This window comes from Nitrospira lenta (assembly GCF_900403705.1).
In the GTDB taxonomy this organism is placed as follows: domain Bacteria; phylum Nitrospirota; class Nitrospiria; order Nitrospirales; family Nitrospiraceae; genus Nitrospira_D; species Nitrospira_D lenta.
In genome coordinates, this window is record NZ_OUNR01000021.1 from 33973 (window position 1) to 50000 (window position 16028).

Consider the following 16028-nt stretch of genomic DNA (forward strand, 5'->3'; position numbering starts at 1 on the left):
AAGGCAAGGGGTGGTGGCTGGAGGGCGGTCGAGCACGAAGCTGAAATCTCATCTCACTACCATCTACCGCCTTGTGAGTCACACAGTAGAAACCCACGGGTTCCTCTCGGTGGCGCGGCTGACGGCGAAAGAAGAGAACGCCCATCAGTACGGCCAGCCCGAAGAGAAATCCGACAACGTATTCCATCATGACACCTTCCGAAGGGTGAAGAACACTCGGCCTAAAATAAAGCCTCCGAGTCGTGAGATTCACAGGGAGAAAAGATTCCGCCCCCTTTAATCCCTCTGCCACATTTTCCTTGTCCAATATCAGAATCCAGCTGCGTCTGAAAGGCGGAACTCGCGCACCCGAATTGGCTTCTTTGCCTTCTGATCAAACCCAACCGTCATCCAGCGGGTACTCCCATCAAGAAACAAGATCATGACACGGCCGTAGCTGCGGTGCTCAGCTAGCACTTTCTGCGCTTCGTCATCGCGCTGAAAATTCAATTTAGGATCAGCAAGAAGAACATTGTCTTCCGTCTTTCGACCGTTAATACCGATGACGAAATCGGGGAAGAACCCCCGGCCATCTGGCATAAGAACGTTTACTGACCAGGGCTTAAGGGGCGGATTGCGATGCCACCACGCCACAACATTATTGGCATCACGATCCATTAGCTCCGCAAAAGGCTTCTCCCAACTATTAAGCCCCTCTGGCATCACCCCGTATACATTTCGTGGAGACACAGGCAGAGGCTCAGGGGACACAATCTCTGCCGGAAGTTCTTCAGCATCTTGTATGACCGCATGCTGAGCGTGAGCGGCTTTTTGAGCCTCATATAACAACTCAGGATGTGTGGCAAGAATGACATCGAGAAAGTGGACGACTTTCTCAGGGTCATCCGCCTCACTGACAACTTCTTCTCGCATTACCATTTCTAACTTGCGCAAGAGAGCGCGGCGCAACTCACGAGGATCAAAAGTCTTATTTCTACAAAGCACTGCTTGTGCTTGCTCAGCAGCCTGTGTAGCCGAAAGATCGGCGGCGAAATTAAATTCCTGCTGGATCGTATGCTCGAACACATCAAGCGTACGCTTCTCCACCGGAATCTTGTTCCTCATAACCTCGAATAGATCACGAGTAGAAACCATAAACCGCTGGGCACAATCCTCTTCTGTTACATCGGACTCTGGACATACCACTTGAGTCTTGAAACGCCTTGGCATCCCAGGCCGAAGCGCATACCGGTTTTTACCAAGAGGGTTCACAACATGAGCTGATTCTTCACCAGATTGCGTGTGGATCAACGTTGCTGGCTTGGCTCCAAAGAACAGCTCAAAGTCGAACATCGAAGGCGGAACTAGTGTATACGGCAGAGTCGCCTCGGACGTATGTACATCCTTGGGTAAAATGCCCTCGGCTTCTTCGGACGGGAATCCATAGATAGAAACCTGCCCACTACCATCTACCAGGCTAACGCCTGATTGTTCACCGACTCGAACCACAACTGTCGCCGCACTTGCCTTCGCATACTCCGTTTGGATTTGGTTGATCAATTGGCCAGCCTTATCGAGGCCTGTTTGCGTCTCCGCATCGGAAAGAAACACATACCCATAGGCCAGCTCATCCGGTAACGTCTTGGCTTGGGCCCGCCCTTGCAACCGCCGATGTACCCGCAAAATCCTCCCCACGAGTTGAACGCCAAACTCCGGGTCACGACTGGCACGCATGGATACCAATGTACACGCCCGCGGGGCATCAAACCCGAGGGCAACCGCCATTTTAAAAATCAGCACTTCACGCTTCTCATCGTTGGCAAGAGCCAGCAAATCAGCATCCGGTTCCTCGGCGGTATGGACGGCGATTTGCTCATCAGCAAATCCCATACGCAATAGACGGTCCTTCAGCTTTTCAATGCTACGCTCCTTAGAACCTGCCTGTACCAGCAAAAGCGGAACCAACGGAACTTTCATATCTGCCAGGGTTTGTTTGAGCTTGCGATGCACCAGCACACCATCCCGCAACGCTGTCCCTTCGAGATCGACTAAAGATCGCTTTTCCGGTTCGACAAAATAGGCTGCGCACTTCACACCCGTCTTAATAAGGCCAGAGTCCACAGCGTCAGCACGACTGACACGAATCCGTTGCAATTCAACAATGCCCATCGCCTTCTCGAAGGCTTTAATATCGGCATCATCAGGAGTTGCGGTAATCAGAATGCTATATTCCGGTTTGAGCACCTCGCGAAAGAACTTCGCTGCCTGCGTGCCCTCCCTGAAACCATGGTGAGCTTCATCAACCACCACACCGATGCGGAGGCCTTGCTCTCTAAGCGTTTCCGCCAAAGTGTCAATTGACGGGTTTGTTTCGCCGTCCTTCCGTACATTGCGCTTATCCTTCACCCGAGTAGCGACGGTTTGCCAAGTAGTCACGAAGACATCACCCCGTCGACTCATCGCCGCTGAGCGATCATCTGATAACTCGCGTAAACGAAGACCGTGAAACTGATCACGAAGAAAAGCGGCTGTTTGCCCCACAACCCCTTTGAACGGAGCAAACCAAAACCACACGACGTTTTCCTCATGGCTGAACCGTTCCAAAATGGTACCAGCCATAAGCGTCTTGCCCGATCCGGTCGGCGCCTCGATCAGTAAGTACCCGTTATGATTGATCGCAGATCTTCGGCCAGCCGCATCAGCGCCAGCAGAGTCCAGCAGACTTTTCGCTGTCTCGAAGAGTCCAACGCCGCTTTTAACCGCCTCTTCTTGGAATCCTCTAAGTACCTGAACGCTCACTACAGGTCAGCCTTTCATACCAAATCTACGGGCCAGACTTTCAGGGATAGCCTCATGCTGGACATGCCCTGCACGAATATACTGGCGAAGCGTTTCCGGCTGCCAGGAATACAACACCACAGCGGCACTGCTATTCACCGCCTTACGCAAAGCAGGCACCATGACCTTCGTAAAACGCGGGACATACGCCAAGGCAGTCTCCTCATCGCCCGCCCAAAGAAACTCCTTATCAGTAACCGATTCCAGCGTCTTTCGATGGATCATCTGCAACGCAGTCCAGACCTGTGCATGTTCGATCTCCACCAGACGGCCAGGCGCAATTCGCCGGCACTGTAGATATGCAAAGTTTCCCCCAGTAGGGCTATTGCCGCCAAAACCATTGATTACAGCCTTGATGCGTGGGGCACAGACATCTCTGCAAATATTCTTTTCTGGCTCATCGATTGTGGCTTCACTATTCGACACAATGATGAATCTCCGGTCATCTTCGTCTTCCGTATTCTGCTGAAGAACCGCGTGGGCTGTTGTTCCTGATCCGCCAAAGAAATCCAACACGATATCATTACCTTCCGACGACTGGGCGACCAATTGCTGCATTAACGACGGTGGCTTGGGATAGCTAAAGACCTTTTTCCCGAACACCTTCTCGATCACGCCAGTGCCCTCTCCTGCCTCTCGCGAGCGGAGTAGAACGTAATCGTCTTCTTCGACATCCTCGCTAAGTCTGGCAATCCAGCTACCAACCGGATTAACGTGACTCCTTAGATCCTTCCAGTGCTTCTTAAAACCAGGCCTACCAAAACCAACACGCTTACCGACCCAGAATTCGAGATTTGGCGTATCTTTCGAGAGTAAAAGATTCTTCTTTTTGGGAGTAACAGGAACGTCCCCAGTGTCGATAGCAGCATAAAGCTCTTCAAGAGTTTTCCAAACGACTACACGTTCTTCTTTGGGATCAGGGAAGACTATCTTGTCTTGACGAATCCACTCCTCCATCGTCTCGCTCTCAAGAGCATCAATTTTAGTTTCAGGATTTTTCTCACTTGCATATGCCCAGACACGATTAGAATCGCATGGGTACCAGTTTCCCGTCTTTGGGTTTTGGATTGGATAGAAGAGATTCTTGCGTTCTATACGATCGAAAGCCAGCGTAAGAGGATCTATGTTCCAGGCACCACGCGAATCATTATCTGGATTTTTATATTTCTTCTGAGATTTCTCTCTCCCTCGAAATGAAAACTTGCTTCGGCCATAGATCAAAATATGCTCATGCGTGTCGCTAAAGTTACGCCCCTTTGCACTTGTAGAGTCTCTTGTCCTCCATGCCATGCTGCCAATCCGCATCCCCGGCATTACTTTGTCCAGGAGCAGTTCGAGCTTAGCCCTGTTGTCATCATTAATACAGCAGAGCAATACACCGTCCTCTCGCAGAAGGTCTCGGGCAATGACCAGACGCTGATAAAGGAATTCAAGCCAGGTTGAAAATCGCCATGCGTCGTTCTCATCTATGAAACGGTCGTTGTAAACGAAATCGGTCTTCCCTCTGTTGTACGGAGGATCGATAAGAATACACTTCACGCGCCCAGCATAGGTCATTCGAAGATAGCGCAAGGCATCGAAGTTATCCCCTTCGATGACAAGATTCCGCCATGGCGCGGCGCCCACACTCTGTTCCGCTACGAGATCAAGCGCCACAAAGTCGGAGTTGATCGCCTTGTCTCGCTCAATCTCATTGGCTTCCCACACAAGACCAAACCGTGTGGCATCACGCCGGTCTCTCGCTTCAAGCAGGCGCGCAAGTTCATCTTTTGTGAGATGGTCGTACTTTGCCATTCCGATCTCCTTGAGCGCGGCAGAATACCTCTTTCACTCTCATAAATCACCTCGTCTATTAGTGGAATGAGGGAGGGGGGAGCGAGAGCACTGGGATTGGACGAGGAGAAGCCCCGTAGGGCAACTAGGGCCTCTTAAGGAAGTCCTGGGTGCTGGGTTGGGGATTGAGCCTACTGCCGCTAGAGAGAGGAAGCCTGGCCAAACGAGATTCAGTGACTGCCTGCTTTGATCTCGTAGGTTGGGATGGGCCTTCCGGTGACACGGGCATAGAGGACGGTGGGATCAAGGTCGGCGCCGTTTGGCCAATAGATGGTGCCAAGATCTGGGTGAACACCGAGTTCCCTGAAACGATCGAGATTCTTCAGCGGAGCAAACACACCTTCAAACTTTATCACCGCTGAAAGATCAAGCTCACCCACGACGCCACCTTCAAAGCGTAGGCGAACGTGACAGCCTTCTAACGCGGTGGCTTCTACGATGTCCTTCAGCATGGCCTTACTCTAGCGGCTTGATTTTCTTGAGCGGTGCCCGCTGCTCTGCGAATGAACTCAGCTATGGCGACGGTGTGGGAGGCAACGTCGCGAGGAGTTCCTCTACCTTCTCATACAACACCGGTAAATCGCGTTCGACCACATCCCATACGAGTTCGACATTCACTCCGAAATAATCGTAAATCAGTTTGTCTCTCATCCCGGCAATGGGTTTCCAGGCTATGTCGAGATGTGCGGTTTTGAGAGCTGCGGATAGCCGCTTCGTGGCCTCGCCGATAATTTCAAGATTGCGGACAACGGCATCCTGCGTCTTTCGATCAGCACAAAACCCTTCTTTTTGAATCGCCGTATATTCGACGATCTGCCGGATGGCGTCCCGAATGTGCAGGAGATAGATACGGTCGTCCTTCATAGGGGGACGGCTTCGGCGTGGATGCGCTGTTCGAGATGCGGGCTGAGTCCTCCATCCGTCAGGACGTCGACTTTATGGTTCAACAATTCTTCCAGATCCTGCCCCAGTTCAATGAGGTCGAGCAGGCTGCGGCCGCCTTCCATATCCACGAGGAAGTCGATGTCACTGTCCGGCCGCGCATCTCCCCGTGCCACGGAGCCAAATACCCGGACTTTCTGCGCACCATGCCGCGCGGCGATTTGGAGGATTTGGCTTCGTTTGGACTGGAGTAATTGGCGAATGCTCATGACCTATCTCCTGCGCGTACGGTAGCCAAAACCCGCCGGGAACTCCAGCAATGCCCCCCTCTCAGGCCGAGTGCTCCCAAGAAGTGCTGAGTGCTGAACTGAAGTGGGTACAGACTGAAGACGGGAACTGCGGGACTAGCGTGGATCAGCCTCTACCTATTCACCGATTGATTCCCGACTAGAAAAGGAGTAGCGTTTTCGCATTCCTTACTAGACAGGAGGCTATCATGCGACGCTTCCGGCTCCCCTTTTTTACTGCGCTCTTGTTCCTCACCTGGACAACGCTGGCTTCGGCTGAAATTCTGGCGCTCTTGAACTATGAGAGTAAGCCGGGCCAGCCGGTGCGGCGCGAGGGCATCGCCATCATGGACATCGATCCCGACTCGGTGAACTTCGGGAAGATCCTGATGGAGATTCCCCTTCCTCCCGACCTCGTCGCGCACCACATTTTCTTCAACCGCGATCGAAGCAAGGCCTACATCACGTCCCTGGGGAAAAGCCTGTTGCACGTCGTGGATCTCACGCGCTTCCCCTATCGCCTGCGCGCGATTGCTGTGCCGGACTGCCTGGCCGGTGAGGATCTCGTCGTCTCGGAAGATAACCGAACCTGGTACCTCACCTGCATGGGTTCGAGCAACGTAATTATGGGCGACGCGCGCAGTGATACGCCGATTAAAACGGTGAGCGCAGCGGCACCGGCGGGGGCGACGATTCTCTATCCGCACGGGATTGCGATTCACAACGGCATCGACCGGGTGCTCGTGACCAGCACGATGAAGCCGGATATGTCCGAGACGGGTGATTCGGTCACGGTGCTGGAAGCCAGTACTGGCAATGTGCTCTCGACGCACAAAATCGGATCAAAGCCAGCTCCCGCCAAATCGGCTCCCGTCGAAGTCATGTTCAGCCCGAAGGCTGATCCGCCGGTAGTACATATCACCAATATGATGGAAGGGACGCTGTGGGCCGGGATCTGGGATCCGCAGAACAAGGCATTCTCGTTCTATCAGATCGATGATTTCGGGCCACGGGAACAGGGCATGCCGCTGGAAATGCTTTACAACGCGAAGGGCGACCGCTTGTTCGTCACGACAGCTAAGCCGGGCTATGTGAATCTGTATGACAATACCGATCCGCGCCAGCCGAAGTTCCTCAAAGCGATTCCCGCCGCCGCCGGCGCCCATCATAGCGTGCTATCGCCCGATGAACGGTATCTCTTCGTCCAGAACAGCCTGCTCAATCTGGAAGGCATGAGCGACGGGTCTATCACAGTGATCGATCTGAAGAGCGACACAGTCCTGGGGAGCATCGACACGTTGAAAGCGCAGGGGTTCAACCCCAATTGCATCATGCTGCTGCCGAATCATTTTCAGCAAAGCACCTTGCGCGTGAGCCCGTGATGGGCGGAAAGACCTGAGTGCTCCACGGAATTCCTGGGTATTGAGTATGGCCGGGATGGTGAACCGTGATGAAATTGGGAAGGGCTGGCGAAGGGATATTACCCTGGCATGGGAAGGACGGCGGACTCGATGGCGGCGAGGATTTTTGCGCGGGTTTCATGATCGAACTCATGTCCGTAGAAGCGCAGGAAGAGCCCTTTCCGAATGGTCTCGACCGTAGCTTGTGGATCGCGCGCGCTGAGGGACGCCTCCACGAGGGCGCGGGCGGTGTCACGCATGGCACATCCCAGGATAAGCCGCTCTTCACCCGTCCGCTGCATGAGCATGGCACGATAGCGCTGATCCATGTCCATCGATGTATCGTTCACGCTGACACCTCGCGGTAGAGTGCTGCCAGGCCCAATCGGTCTGCCCATCGAGACAGATACACCGTATCGAGGCCTTGAACAGAATTGAGCAAGTTCCGGACATCCGTTAATTGCATCTCAGATCGGCTCTCTTTGGCCCAATCTAGCTTGGACAGAATGAGATCTTCAGGCGACACGATGAAGACCTGCTGGCCTGCGATAGAGACTGCACGGCGACGGGTAAACTCTTCTCGACGGTATTCGGTCTCCTTCCGCACGACACAGTCTACCTTGACCACCAGGGCGTTGTGAATCATGTTGAACATGGCTTGCTCTCGTACGGCTCGCTGGACCATGTCCCGATCGATATAGTAGTCCTGTTGGAACAAGCGCGTGATACGGTCCACATCCCGCTCACACAATTCAATGACCAGATCGATATCGCGCGTCATCCGGGGAACGGAATAAAAATTCGCCGCCTTGAGCCAGTTACCATATACGGGATGCCGCCCCCTTCTAAGTCGGCAGTCACTGCCTTGAGTACATCTAACTCGTCGCTCACAACCTCATTTCACTCCTACGTGAACCGTCATGACCGCTGGAGCTTGCCCCTTTCCCAGCGGAAATTCACCAGCCTCGTAGGGGACATGACATGTGAATGGGTATCAGGAACGTGCAGAGTCCTGAAGTGATACGAGTTGATGGCGGAGAAGCGTGGCGTGGCTACAGCTTGGGAATGCGGATGGTGCTGATCATCAAGCTTCCGGAGAGGACGAACAGGAGGGATAAGGGGTGCAGGTCACAGGGCCCGACGGTCCAGACGCCCCAGTAGAGGTGCTCGCCCAGCCGATCCTGCCAGGCGGCCAGGGCTAGGACGCCGGTCAGCAGTACCGTGGTAGGAATGGGCGTGCCTTCGAAGTAGGCGACTTTGCCATTGCCAGCAGAAAGAGTTTCGGCAGTCACATTGTACCGGGCCAGCCGGCTGACTCCGCAACAGACGAAGTACATCAGCACGATCCAGTCCCACCCTCCCTGCAGGCCTGCGGCATATCCAAGCGCCGCCGGCGCCACTCCGAAGGAGATGACGTCTGCCAGCGAATCCAACTCGCGCCCGAGCGGCGATTGCATGTGCCGCCAGCGGGCGACCCGGCCGTCAAGCCAGTCAAAGAGCAACGCTGCCGGCGCCAGGGCCGTGGCCGCAAGAAAATGGGCCGCCGACTGGTTGCCCATGTACCGCATGCTCAACAGTACGGCCGCGAGCCCACAGGCGCCGTTGGCCAACGTGAGAAAGTCGGCCAGGTGAAACTGGCGGATCATCAAGAAGTATTTGGGAGGAGTCTTTGCCACGCCAAGGCAATCTACGACGGAGCCGGACAAATGTCCAGGAGGCCCCGTCAGGATTTGAAGCCGCTGCAGAGTGATGGGCTACCCAAAGCCTCACCTCGAAAGCGAATATGTTGTGGGGACGATGGTCGGAAGGCAGAATGACGAGAGCCAGAATACTTTATCAAGACGCTTGTGATTCCTTGGAAGAAATGGATTTGGATTGAGGCTGGACCATGACGGGCGTTGTCACTGGAGTCGCCTGGCCGGCGTCGAGCAGGATGGCGACGAGCATATCGCTCATGACATTCACGCCGGATCGGGCGCGGGCGATGATCCAATCCACCGTCATGATGAGCGGAATCGCGGCGATGATGACATGATCCGGCAGGCCGGCGGCGGCCAGCACGAGCGGCAACACAATCAGCCCTGCTTCCGGAATGCCGGCAACGCCCGCCCCCGCGATGATCGACGCGAGTACAATCAAGATCTGTTTGGCCATGGGCAGGTCATACCCCAGTGCCTGAGCGAGAAAGAGCGCAGCCATCGCTTCATACAGCGTGATGCCGTCGTTATTAAGGTTCGTCCCGACGCAGGCCGCGAGGCGTGCGGATTGCGGCGAGACGTTCATGCGTTCCAGACATCGGAGCGTGACCGGTACGGTCGCCAGGCTGCTGTTGCAAGACACGGCCGTCATGATCGCATCAGCCCCCTGCCCGATGTAGATTCTCGGTGACTTTTTCCCCAGCAGCCAGGCGACGAGCGGATAGTAGATGAATGAGTGAATCGCCAGTCCCGCGAGCATGGCGACGAGGAAGATCCACAGCACGGAGAAGACGCCGACACCCGACTTGCCCACCACCTGCGCTACGACGCCGAAGACGGCGAGCGGCACCACCAGGATGATCCAGCCGAGAATCTGCACCAGCCATCCATAGATGCGCTCGATGATTCCCACGACCGCCTGAACCGCCCCACCCGCTTGACTTGAGCGGCCATGCAGGTAGCGGAGCGTCGCGCCAAGAATGAGAGCAAGAAGAACAACGCCGATGATATTGTTGCTGGAAAATGGATCTGCGATGGTGCGGGGAATGTAGGAGGCCAAATACTCGATCGGGCTCTGTGAGCCCGCCTGCACGTTGGCCAGCGCTGAGGACGAAAGCGTGGTGCCGGGCACGAGGTGAAGCAACTCATCGACATGGCCCCGCCAGGCAAGGCCTGGCTGCCAGAGATTCATGATAGCCAGGCCGATGGTCATGGCGACGGAGACGTTCACCACACAAATGACCAGCAACTTACCGCCCTGGCGCAACGGAATGCTGGTGCGGATCAGCGCATCGAGGATTGCAAAAAAGATAAGCGGAATCGCAAGCGTCTTCAAAAGCGTGACGACGAAAAGACCGAGCTTGCCCAACTGCTCATTGCGCAGGCCGCCGAGGTAGGGCTCCTGACCAAAGGTCGCGCCGAGAAACGCGCCGGCGACGACGGCGATGAGGACTTGCGTATAGAGCGGCGGCATCCCGCGCGATGACGTATGCATAGTGGTCTCTCGTGGGTCGCGGCAGCATACCCGCTTCCCCCTGGGAAAGCATTACGGATAGGAGAACGCCGGGGCAAACATTGCATTACCTCTTAGAAATACGAGTCCTCCCCATCCCAGGCTTCGCCTCTCAGTCCTTCTATTACCGCACATCTTTCTGCTGTTGCGCCATAATTCGGTTCCCCTAACTGACAGTCGGCACACAACGTCCTCAATCAGCGCACCGCCTATCGCCAACGGCGTACCACACGACCTTGGTCTCATAGATCCATTCAGCCGTGCCGAATGGCGCGGGCTGGGGCCGCATGCGTCGTTGACAGATAGCCCGCGGTTAGTTGACAAACAAAGAAACGCGGACGATAGTACAAGACACCTCTACTGTCTCTGTCCCGCCACTATGGCGGCTTTCCGTCCGCGGGCCCGGCGTCCCCCACGCTCGACGATCCCGCGAGGGTGACGGTGTTTTGGACTGAGAAGGAGAGAGATGACATGCTCCAAACGATCACAGACCGACTCGCCATTAGTCTCCCCGTCATCGCTGATTTCCACGGCACGTTGTCGAGGGGGGTCACCCAGGACCTTGGCCTCACTTGTTTCTCCTTCATAACTGACACCCCCGCTGAAGTCGGCACACCGCTGTCGGTGCTCTTCCACTTCGGGCGGAGTGTCGCCTATATGCCGCTGGCCGGACGGGTCACGGCCGTGACCGAAGAGGCTGACGCCTCACCCACCCAGTTTCGCATCGATATCGTTCTCCCGTCGCTCAGCGACACTGAGCGACGCGTCCTCGAATCCGCCTTTCAGGAGCTGGCCTCCTACCTGGATAGTCTCGGTGCCCACGATGCCGCCGCACGTGCGGCGGCCCGCGCCGACCTGGTCACGGCCAATCCCCGGTCCATTCTCTCGTTGTTTATCACCGATAATCCCTTTGCCCTCCCCTATCATCTACCGCTGGCCGCCGAGGGACTGCCGCAGACGTCCTTTGCTCACGTGGCCGGCTCAGCGCCACTTGCATCGATCCCGAGGCCGTCTGTGCAGGTGCCGGTCGCTGCGTCGATCCGTGCGACAGGCGCGGAACGCTTTTCATGGAGTCTGGTGGGGGAAGGCCTCGGACTGGCTGCGCAACTGCTGCGCGATCTGGCAATTCGATTCCTGCCTGGCCCGGTGACGCGCCTCTTCGTCACGCCGATTACGTTTGCCTTCATCGGGCATCCCCGCACGCTGGACGATGTGCCGAGAAAGTTTCCCTTTGCCCGCCTCCTGCCCGCGCCTGTGGTGGACCGGTGGTTCCGGTCTCAGTGGCCCTTCGTCGCGTCCTATATTACGGGCCTGACGATGGCGGACGGCACGCCGACAACCGGCGCGATGCTGATTTCTCCGTTGACGACGGAACAGATGATCCGCAACCCGCGCCTGGCCCGGCAACGCGTGCTGGAAACAGTCCACCTCGCCGAAAAGATGGGCGCCATGATTGCGGGGCTCGGTGCGTTTACGTCGATCGTCACGCGCGATGGCCGGGACCTCGAAGGGAAGGTCCATCTCGGCTTGACGACGGGCAATCCCCACTCGGCGGCGATTGCCATGCAAAACATCCTGGAGGCCGCCGCGCTGACCAATCTCAGCCTACCGCATGCGACGGCCGCGATCGTGGGTGGCGCCGGCTCGGTCGGCTCATCCTGTGCGAAAATGCTGGCCCGGCTGGTCGACCGGCTCATTCTCATCGACATCAAGAAGGATGCGGTTCAGACGCTGCTTACGGACCTCGCCGGCCAGCCGGCCGTCGTAGAGGGCACCTCGAATCTCGATCGCATTCGCGAAGCCGATATCGTGATCGCCGCCACGAACAACCCGTACATCCTGCTGACAGCGGCCCACTTGAAGCCGGGCGCGATCGTGATCGATGCGGCGCAGCCCAAGAATGTGTCCGAGGAGATTCCGCACCAGCGACCCGACGTGATCGTCATTGAATCCGCTGTGGTGCAAACCCCCGATGTGGATGTGCACTTCGACCTCGATCTCGCTCCGGGCGAGGCGCTCGGGTGTCTTTCCGAAACGATGATTCTCACGGCTATCGGCTGGCGCGGACATTACTCCCTCGGCAAAGCCGACCCGTCGCTTGCCGCGCACATGATCGCTTCGGGCCGGGCCCTGGGGTTCCGGCTGGCGAAATTTCGCAATTCCACCGGCTATATCACCGACCAGCACCTACAGACCATTGCACGGGCCCGGACGGCGTAACACACCATGACCACTGCAGACTATGCGATCAACGTGCACGCCATTCCCATGCTGCTCATGGGACTGGTCACGCTGGTGCTGGGACTACTCGTCTACCGGTCGAACCGACGATCGGCCGCCCATCGCCATTTCCTCGTGCTCTGTGCCGGAATCGCACTGTGGCTCGGTGCGACTAGCATCGGGCTCTGCGCAACCACGCCGGAGCGGGCCTTGGGTTGGTTCCGGCTCGACAATGTCGGCGTCATGTTCATTTCCGTTGCCTTTTACGCCTTCTCCGCAGAATTTCTCCGGCTGCCTCGCTCACGATTCATTTGGCTGGGTTATGGACTCGCCACGATGCTGGCCCTCGCGGTGCTCTTCCGCGATGATTTCGTCGCGGGTGTCCATCTCTACCGGTGGGGGTATTTCCCGCAGTGGGGCCCGGCAAGCGCGCCGTTCTTTCTCGTGTTCTTCGCCTACATGGCCGCCGCCTTTACCGACTACGTCCGCACGTACCGCACCGTCACGACGCCGATCAGACGCCAGCAGATCAAGTTTGTCTTGCTCGCCTTCATGATCGCCTACCTGGGCTCCGTGGACTTCTTTCCGGCGTTCGGCTACGACCTCTATCCCTTCGGCTACGTGCCGATTTTCCTGCTGACCGTGGTGGTGACGATCGCCATCCTCCGCTATCACCTGCTGGATGCGGCCCTCTTTGTGTCGATGAGCGCGACCTATCTCCCGCTGGTACCGTTCACGCTCGCGCTTGTGCTCCTCGCGCATGGACTGAGCGAGCTCTCTCCTATGACGCTGGCCAGCGTGCTCGTCGGCGCGACGGTAGCGTTCACCGCCCTCTACGTCTCTTTCCAGCCCTGGCTGCAATCGGCACTGAACAAGGCGCTATTCCCCAGCCGGTACGACGCGTACAACACATTGACGCGATTCAGCCACGCCATGGTTAGGAATCTCGACCTCATTAACCTACAAGAAGAGATTGTGCGCACCCTACAGACCGTGATGCGTATCGATAAGATCTCGCTCTATCTCTTCGACAAAGAGCTGGGGCGCTACGCGCTGAAGGCCTCGCACGGGGTAGATACGGCCCTGGCCGACTCCGTCCGTCTCACAAGCCATGAATCGTTCGCACGGGTGCTGCTGGAACGAAACCAGCCAGTCATCAAGGAAGAGTTACAGCATCAGGAAGCGGAACCGGGCGACGAGGTGATGCTGGACGTACTCAACACGCTGACACACATGGAGTCGGAGGTCTGCCTGCCGCTGGTCAATAAGACCCGCCTGATCGGGTTCGTGAATCTGGGACACAAACCGTCCCTGGATTTCTATTCCCAAGACGAACTCAATTTGCTCCGTTCGCTGGCCGATAGCGCGGCTATCGCGCTCGATAACGCCATGCTCTATGAGGACTGGAAACAATCCCAGCTCCTAATTCGACGTGCCGATCGCCTGCGCTCGCTCGAGACCATCGCGGGAGGATTCGCGCACGAGGTCCGGAACCCCCTGACCTCGATCAAAACGTTCATCCAGCTCGCGCCATCTCGGCGGGATGATCCGGAGTTCATGAACTCATTCAGCCTGGTGGTGGCGGACGATCTGGCGCGTATCGAGCGTCTCATCGAAGAAATTCTGGACTATGCCCGCTATATGAAACCCAAGTTCTCCTTGGAATCAATGAACGACATCGTCGCCTCCTGTCTGCACTTTATCGAAGTACAAGCAGCGACATTAGGCGTCACGATCGAGAAACACCTGGCTGATCCAATGACTCCGGTCATGGTGGATCGGCAGCAGATGAAACAGGTGCTGATGAATCTGCTCTTGAACGCGATGGATGCAATGAAAACGCAGGGAGGACGACTGACAGTCGTAACGCGTTACCTGACCAGGCTCGACGGCACACAATGGATTCAGATCGAAATAGCAGATACCGGCTGTGGAATCGCCCCTGAGGATCTCCCCCACATCTTCGATCCATTTTTCACCACGAAACACGAGAGCACGGAGCACGTCGGCACCGGACTCGGCCTCTCCATCGTCCATCAGATCATTCAGGAACATGACGGGACGGTCGAAGCCCGCAGTACGGTCGGCCAAGGCACTATGTTTACCCTGGCACTCCCGGACAAGCCCCATCCGAAAACACAGCCAGAGACATCGACCCCTTCCCAAGGGAAATTGATGATTTTTCCAAGAATCCCTCCAATCATCAAGGAGCACACTGGGACAGACGGGCCATAGTACCAGGCTCCATCCTCATTCAATATCGACAGCTTCAGACGATTCTCTTGTCAGAAGCTTCCTGAAAAAATAAAACGCCTGCTGATTTTCACCAGCAGGCGTTCTTTTCACACAACACCGGACATTCCCCACACATTCATCACTCCTAGGCCGCGGCTCCATACAAAGCCAAGACTCCTACGGATCATCGTCTATTGAGACTGGCCTCTACGACCTAATATTTCTTGATATATCGGTAATACTCTCTGGATACGCTATGAAAATTATTTCGAGACTAGATCAGAGCAGAAATAAGAAAGCCTGCTGGCTTTCACCAGCAGGCTTCTTTTTGTAACCCGGCATCGTCCTACTTTCCCACTGCCTCGCGGCAGCAGTATCATCGGCCTTGGAGGGCTTAACTTCCGTGTTCGGTATGGGAACGGGTGTGGCCCCTCCGGCAAGGACACCGGGAACATTGAATACGTCTTGATTGGTACGTGCTGTTTTCAGATCGGTTCGAAGTCCGCGCATAGCGCATCACTCAGAACGTTTCATCAGCACTCCGTGCGCGTGTTCTTCGCGCATCGGTAAGACCATGTCTATCAGGAGCAAAGGATGTTAAACCGCACGACCGATTAGTACTGGTTAGCTACAGCCCTTACAGGCCTTCCACACCCAGCCTATCAAACTCGTGGTCTACAAGTGGTCTTTAGGTAGCATACTGCTACGGGAGAGCTTATCTTGAGGCACGCTTCTCGCTTAGATGCTTTCAGCGATTATCGCTTCCGAACATAGCTACCCGGCGCTGCCGCTGGCGCGACAACCGGCACACTAGAGGTCCGTCCTTCACAGTCCTCTCGTACTAGTGAAAGCCCCTCTCAACTCTCCTCCGCCCACAACAGATAGGGACCGAACTGTCTCACGACGTTCTGAACCCAACTCTCGTACCGCTTTAATAGGCGAACAGCCTAACCCTTGGGACCAGCTTCAGCCCCAGGATGCGATGAGTCGACATCGAGGTGCCAAACCTCCCCGTCGATGTGAACTCTTGGGGGAGATCAGCCTGTTATCCCCGGCGTACCTTTTATCCGTTGAGCGATGGCCCTTCCACGCAGAACCACCGGATCACTAAGTCCGACTTTCGTCTCTGCTCGAGCTGTCACTC

General features: G+C 56.2%; 12 protein-coding genes and 2 rRNA genes (1 of these 14 running past the window's edge). 3 read left to right on the top strand and 11 right to left on the bottom strand.

What is annotated here, in order from left to right:
• Positions 1-309: 309 nt before the first annotated feature.
• From NITLEN_RS16630 to NITLEN_RS16650, 5 genes are all read right to left on the bottom strand, one after another.
• Positions 310-2778 carry a DEAD/DEAH box helicase gene (locus NITLEN_RS16630; RefSeq protein WP_121990772.1) on the bottom strand — a complete coding sequence of 823 codons (2469 nt, stop codon included), beginning with the start codon at positions 2776-2778 and terminating at the stop codon, positions 310-312.
• 6 nt (positions 2779-2784) lie between these two features.
• Positions 2785-4611, bottom strand: a complete 1827-nt coding sequence (locus NITLEN_RS16635) for a site-specific DNA-methyltransferase (RefSeq protein ID WP_121990773.1) — start codon at positions 4609-4611, stop codon at positions 2785-2787.
• A 209-nt stretch (positions 4612-4820) separates the two neighbouring features.
• The gene (locus tag NITLEN_RS16640) at positions 4821-5102 is read right to left on the bottom strand and encodes a DUF2442 domain-containing protein (protein ID WP_121990774.1); all 282 of its coding nucleotides are present in this window, start codon (positions 5100-5102) and stop codon (positions 4821-4823) included.
• 61 nt (positions 5103-5163) lie between these two features.
• Positions 5164-5514 carry a HepT-like ribonuclease domain-containing protein gene (locus NITLEN_RS16645; protein ID WP_121990775.1) on the bottom strand — a complete coding sequence of 117 codons (351 nt, stop codon included), beginning with the start codon at positions 5512-5514 and terminating at the stop codon, positions 5164-5166.
• Positions 5511-5801 (bottom strand): nucleotidyltransferase family protein, encoded by a 291-nt coding sequence (locus NITLEN_RS16650; protein WP_121990776.1) that lies wholly within the window; start codon positions 5799-5801, stop codon positions 5511-5513. Before NITLEN_RS16650 ends, NITLEN_RS16645 begins: the two co-directional genes overlap by 4 nt.
• 227 nt (positions 5802-6028) lie before the next feature.
• Here NITLEN_RS16650 and NITLEN_RS16655 point away from each other — a divergent pair, with 227 nt between their 5' ends.
• On the top strand, positions 6029-7201 hold the full coding sequence (locus tag NITLEN_RS16655) for a YncE family protein (RefSeq protein ID WP_121990777.1): 1173 nt from the start codon (positions 6029-6031) through the stop codon (positions 7199-7201).
• Positions 7202-7299: 98 nt separating this feature from the next.
• On the opposite strand, the gene NITLEN_RS16660 is transcribed toward NITLEN_RS16655, so the two are convergent.
• The 4 genes from NITLEN_RS16660 to NITLEN_RS16675 all read right to left on the bottom strand — a co-directional run bounded on the left by NITLEN_RS16660 (position 7300) and on the right by NITLEN_RS16675 (position 10411).
• Positions 7300-7569 (bottom strand): hypothetical protein, encoded by a 270-nt coding sequence (locus tag NITLEN_RS16660; protein ID WP_146216236.1) that lies wholly within the window; start codon positions 7567-7569, stop codon positions 7300-7302.
• Positions 7566-8000, bottom strand: a complete 435-nt coding sequence (locus NITLEN_RS16665; protein ID WP_121990779.1) for a hypothetical protein — start codon at positions 7998-8000, stop codon at positions 7566-7568. Before NITLEN_RS16665 ends, NITLEN_RS16660 begins: the two co-directional genes overlap by 4 nt.
• A 271-nt stretch (positions 8001-8271) precedes the next feature.
• The gene (gene pssA, locus NITLEN_RS16670) at positions 8272-8895 is read right to left on the bottom strand and encodes a CDP-diacylglycerol--serine O-phosphatidyltransferase (RefSeq protein WP_219999489.1); all 624 of its coding nucleotides are present in this window, start codon (positions 8893-8895) and stop codon (positions 8272-8274) included.
• A 160-nt stretch (positions 8896-9055) separates the two neighbouring features.
• The gene (locus tag NITLEN_RS16675; RefSeq protein WP_121990781.1) at positions 9056-10411 is read right to left on the bottom strand and encodes a dicarboxylate/amino acid:cation symporter; all 1356 of its coding nucleotides are present in this window, start codon (positions 10409-10411) and stop codon (positions 9056-9058) included.
• Positions 10412-10900: 489 nt separating this feature from the next.
• Here NITLEN_RS16675 and NITLEN_RS16680 point away from each other — a divergent pair, with 489 nt between their 5' ends.
• Both NITLEN_RS16680 and NITLEN_RS16685 read left to right on the top strand, forming a co-directional pair.
• A complete protein-coding gene (locus NITLEN_RS16680) occupies positions 10901-12649 on the top strand; it encodes a hypothetical protein (RefSeq protein ID WP_121990782.1) in 1749 nt (582 codons plus the stop codon).
• 6 nt (positions 12650-12655) lie between these two features.
• Positions 12656-14884 carry an ATP-binding protein gene (locus NITLEN_RS16685; protein ID WP_121990783.1) on the top strand — a complete coding sequence of 743 codons (2229 nt, stop codon included), beginning with the start codon at positions 12656-12658 and terminating at the stop codon, positions 14882-14884.
• A gap of 333 nt (positions 14885-15217) precedes the next feature.
• Here NITLEN_RS16685 and rrf read toward each other — a convergent pair.
• Positions 15218-15334 (bottom strand): 5S ribosomal RNA (rrf, locus tag NITLEN_RS16690).
• Between the two features lie 143 nt (positions 15335-15477).
• Positions 15478-16028, bottom strand: a 23S ribosomal RNA gene (locus NITLEN_RS16695); it runs 2456 nt beyond the window's last position.

Excerpts from the sequence above, each read along its gene's own strand:
- NITLEN_RS16635 (WP_121990773.1), bottom strand. The coding sequence starts at position 4,611 with ATGGCAAAGTACGACCATCTCACAAAAGATGAACTTGCGCGCCTGCTT.
- NITLEN_RS16640 (WP_121990774.1), bottom strand. The coding sequence starts at position 5,102 with ATGCTGAAGGACATCGTAGAAGCCACCGCGTTAGAAGGCTGTCACGTT.
- NITLEN_RS16645 (WP_121990775.1), bottom strand. The coding sequence starts at position 5,514 with ATGAAGGACGACCGTATCTATCTCCTGCACATTCGGGACGCCATCCGG.
- NITLEN_RS16650 (WP_121990776.1), bottom strand. The coding sequence starts at position 5,801 with ATGAGCATTCGCCAATTACTCCAGTCCAAACGAAGCCAAATCCTCCAA.
- NITLEN_RS16655 (WP_121990777.1), top strand. The coding sequence starts at position 6,029 with ATGCGACGCTTCCGGCTCCCCTTTTTTACTGCGCTCTTGTTCCTCACC.
- NITLEN_RS16665 (WP_121990779.1), bottom strand. The coding sequence starts at position 8,000 with ATGACGCGCGATATCGATCTGGTCATTGAATTGTGTGAGCGGGATGTG.
- NITLEN_RS16675 (WP_121990781.1), bottom strand. The coding sequence starts at position 10,411 with ATGCATACGTCATCGCGCGGGATGCCGCCGCTCTATACGCAAGTCCTC.
- NITLEN_RS16680 (WP_121990782.1), top strand. The coding sequence starts at position 10,901 with ATGCTCCAAACGATCACAGACCGACTCGCCATTAGTCTCCCCGTCATC.
- NITLEN_RS16685 (WP_121990783.1), top strand. The coding sequence starts at position 12,656 with ATGACCACTGCAGACTATGCGATCAACGTGCACGCCATTCCCATGCTG.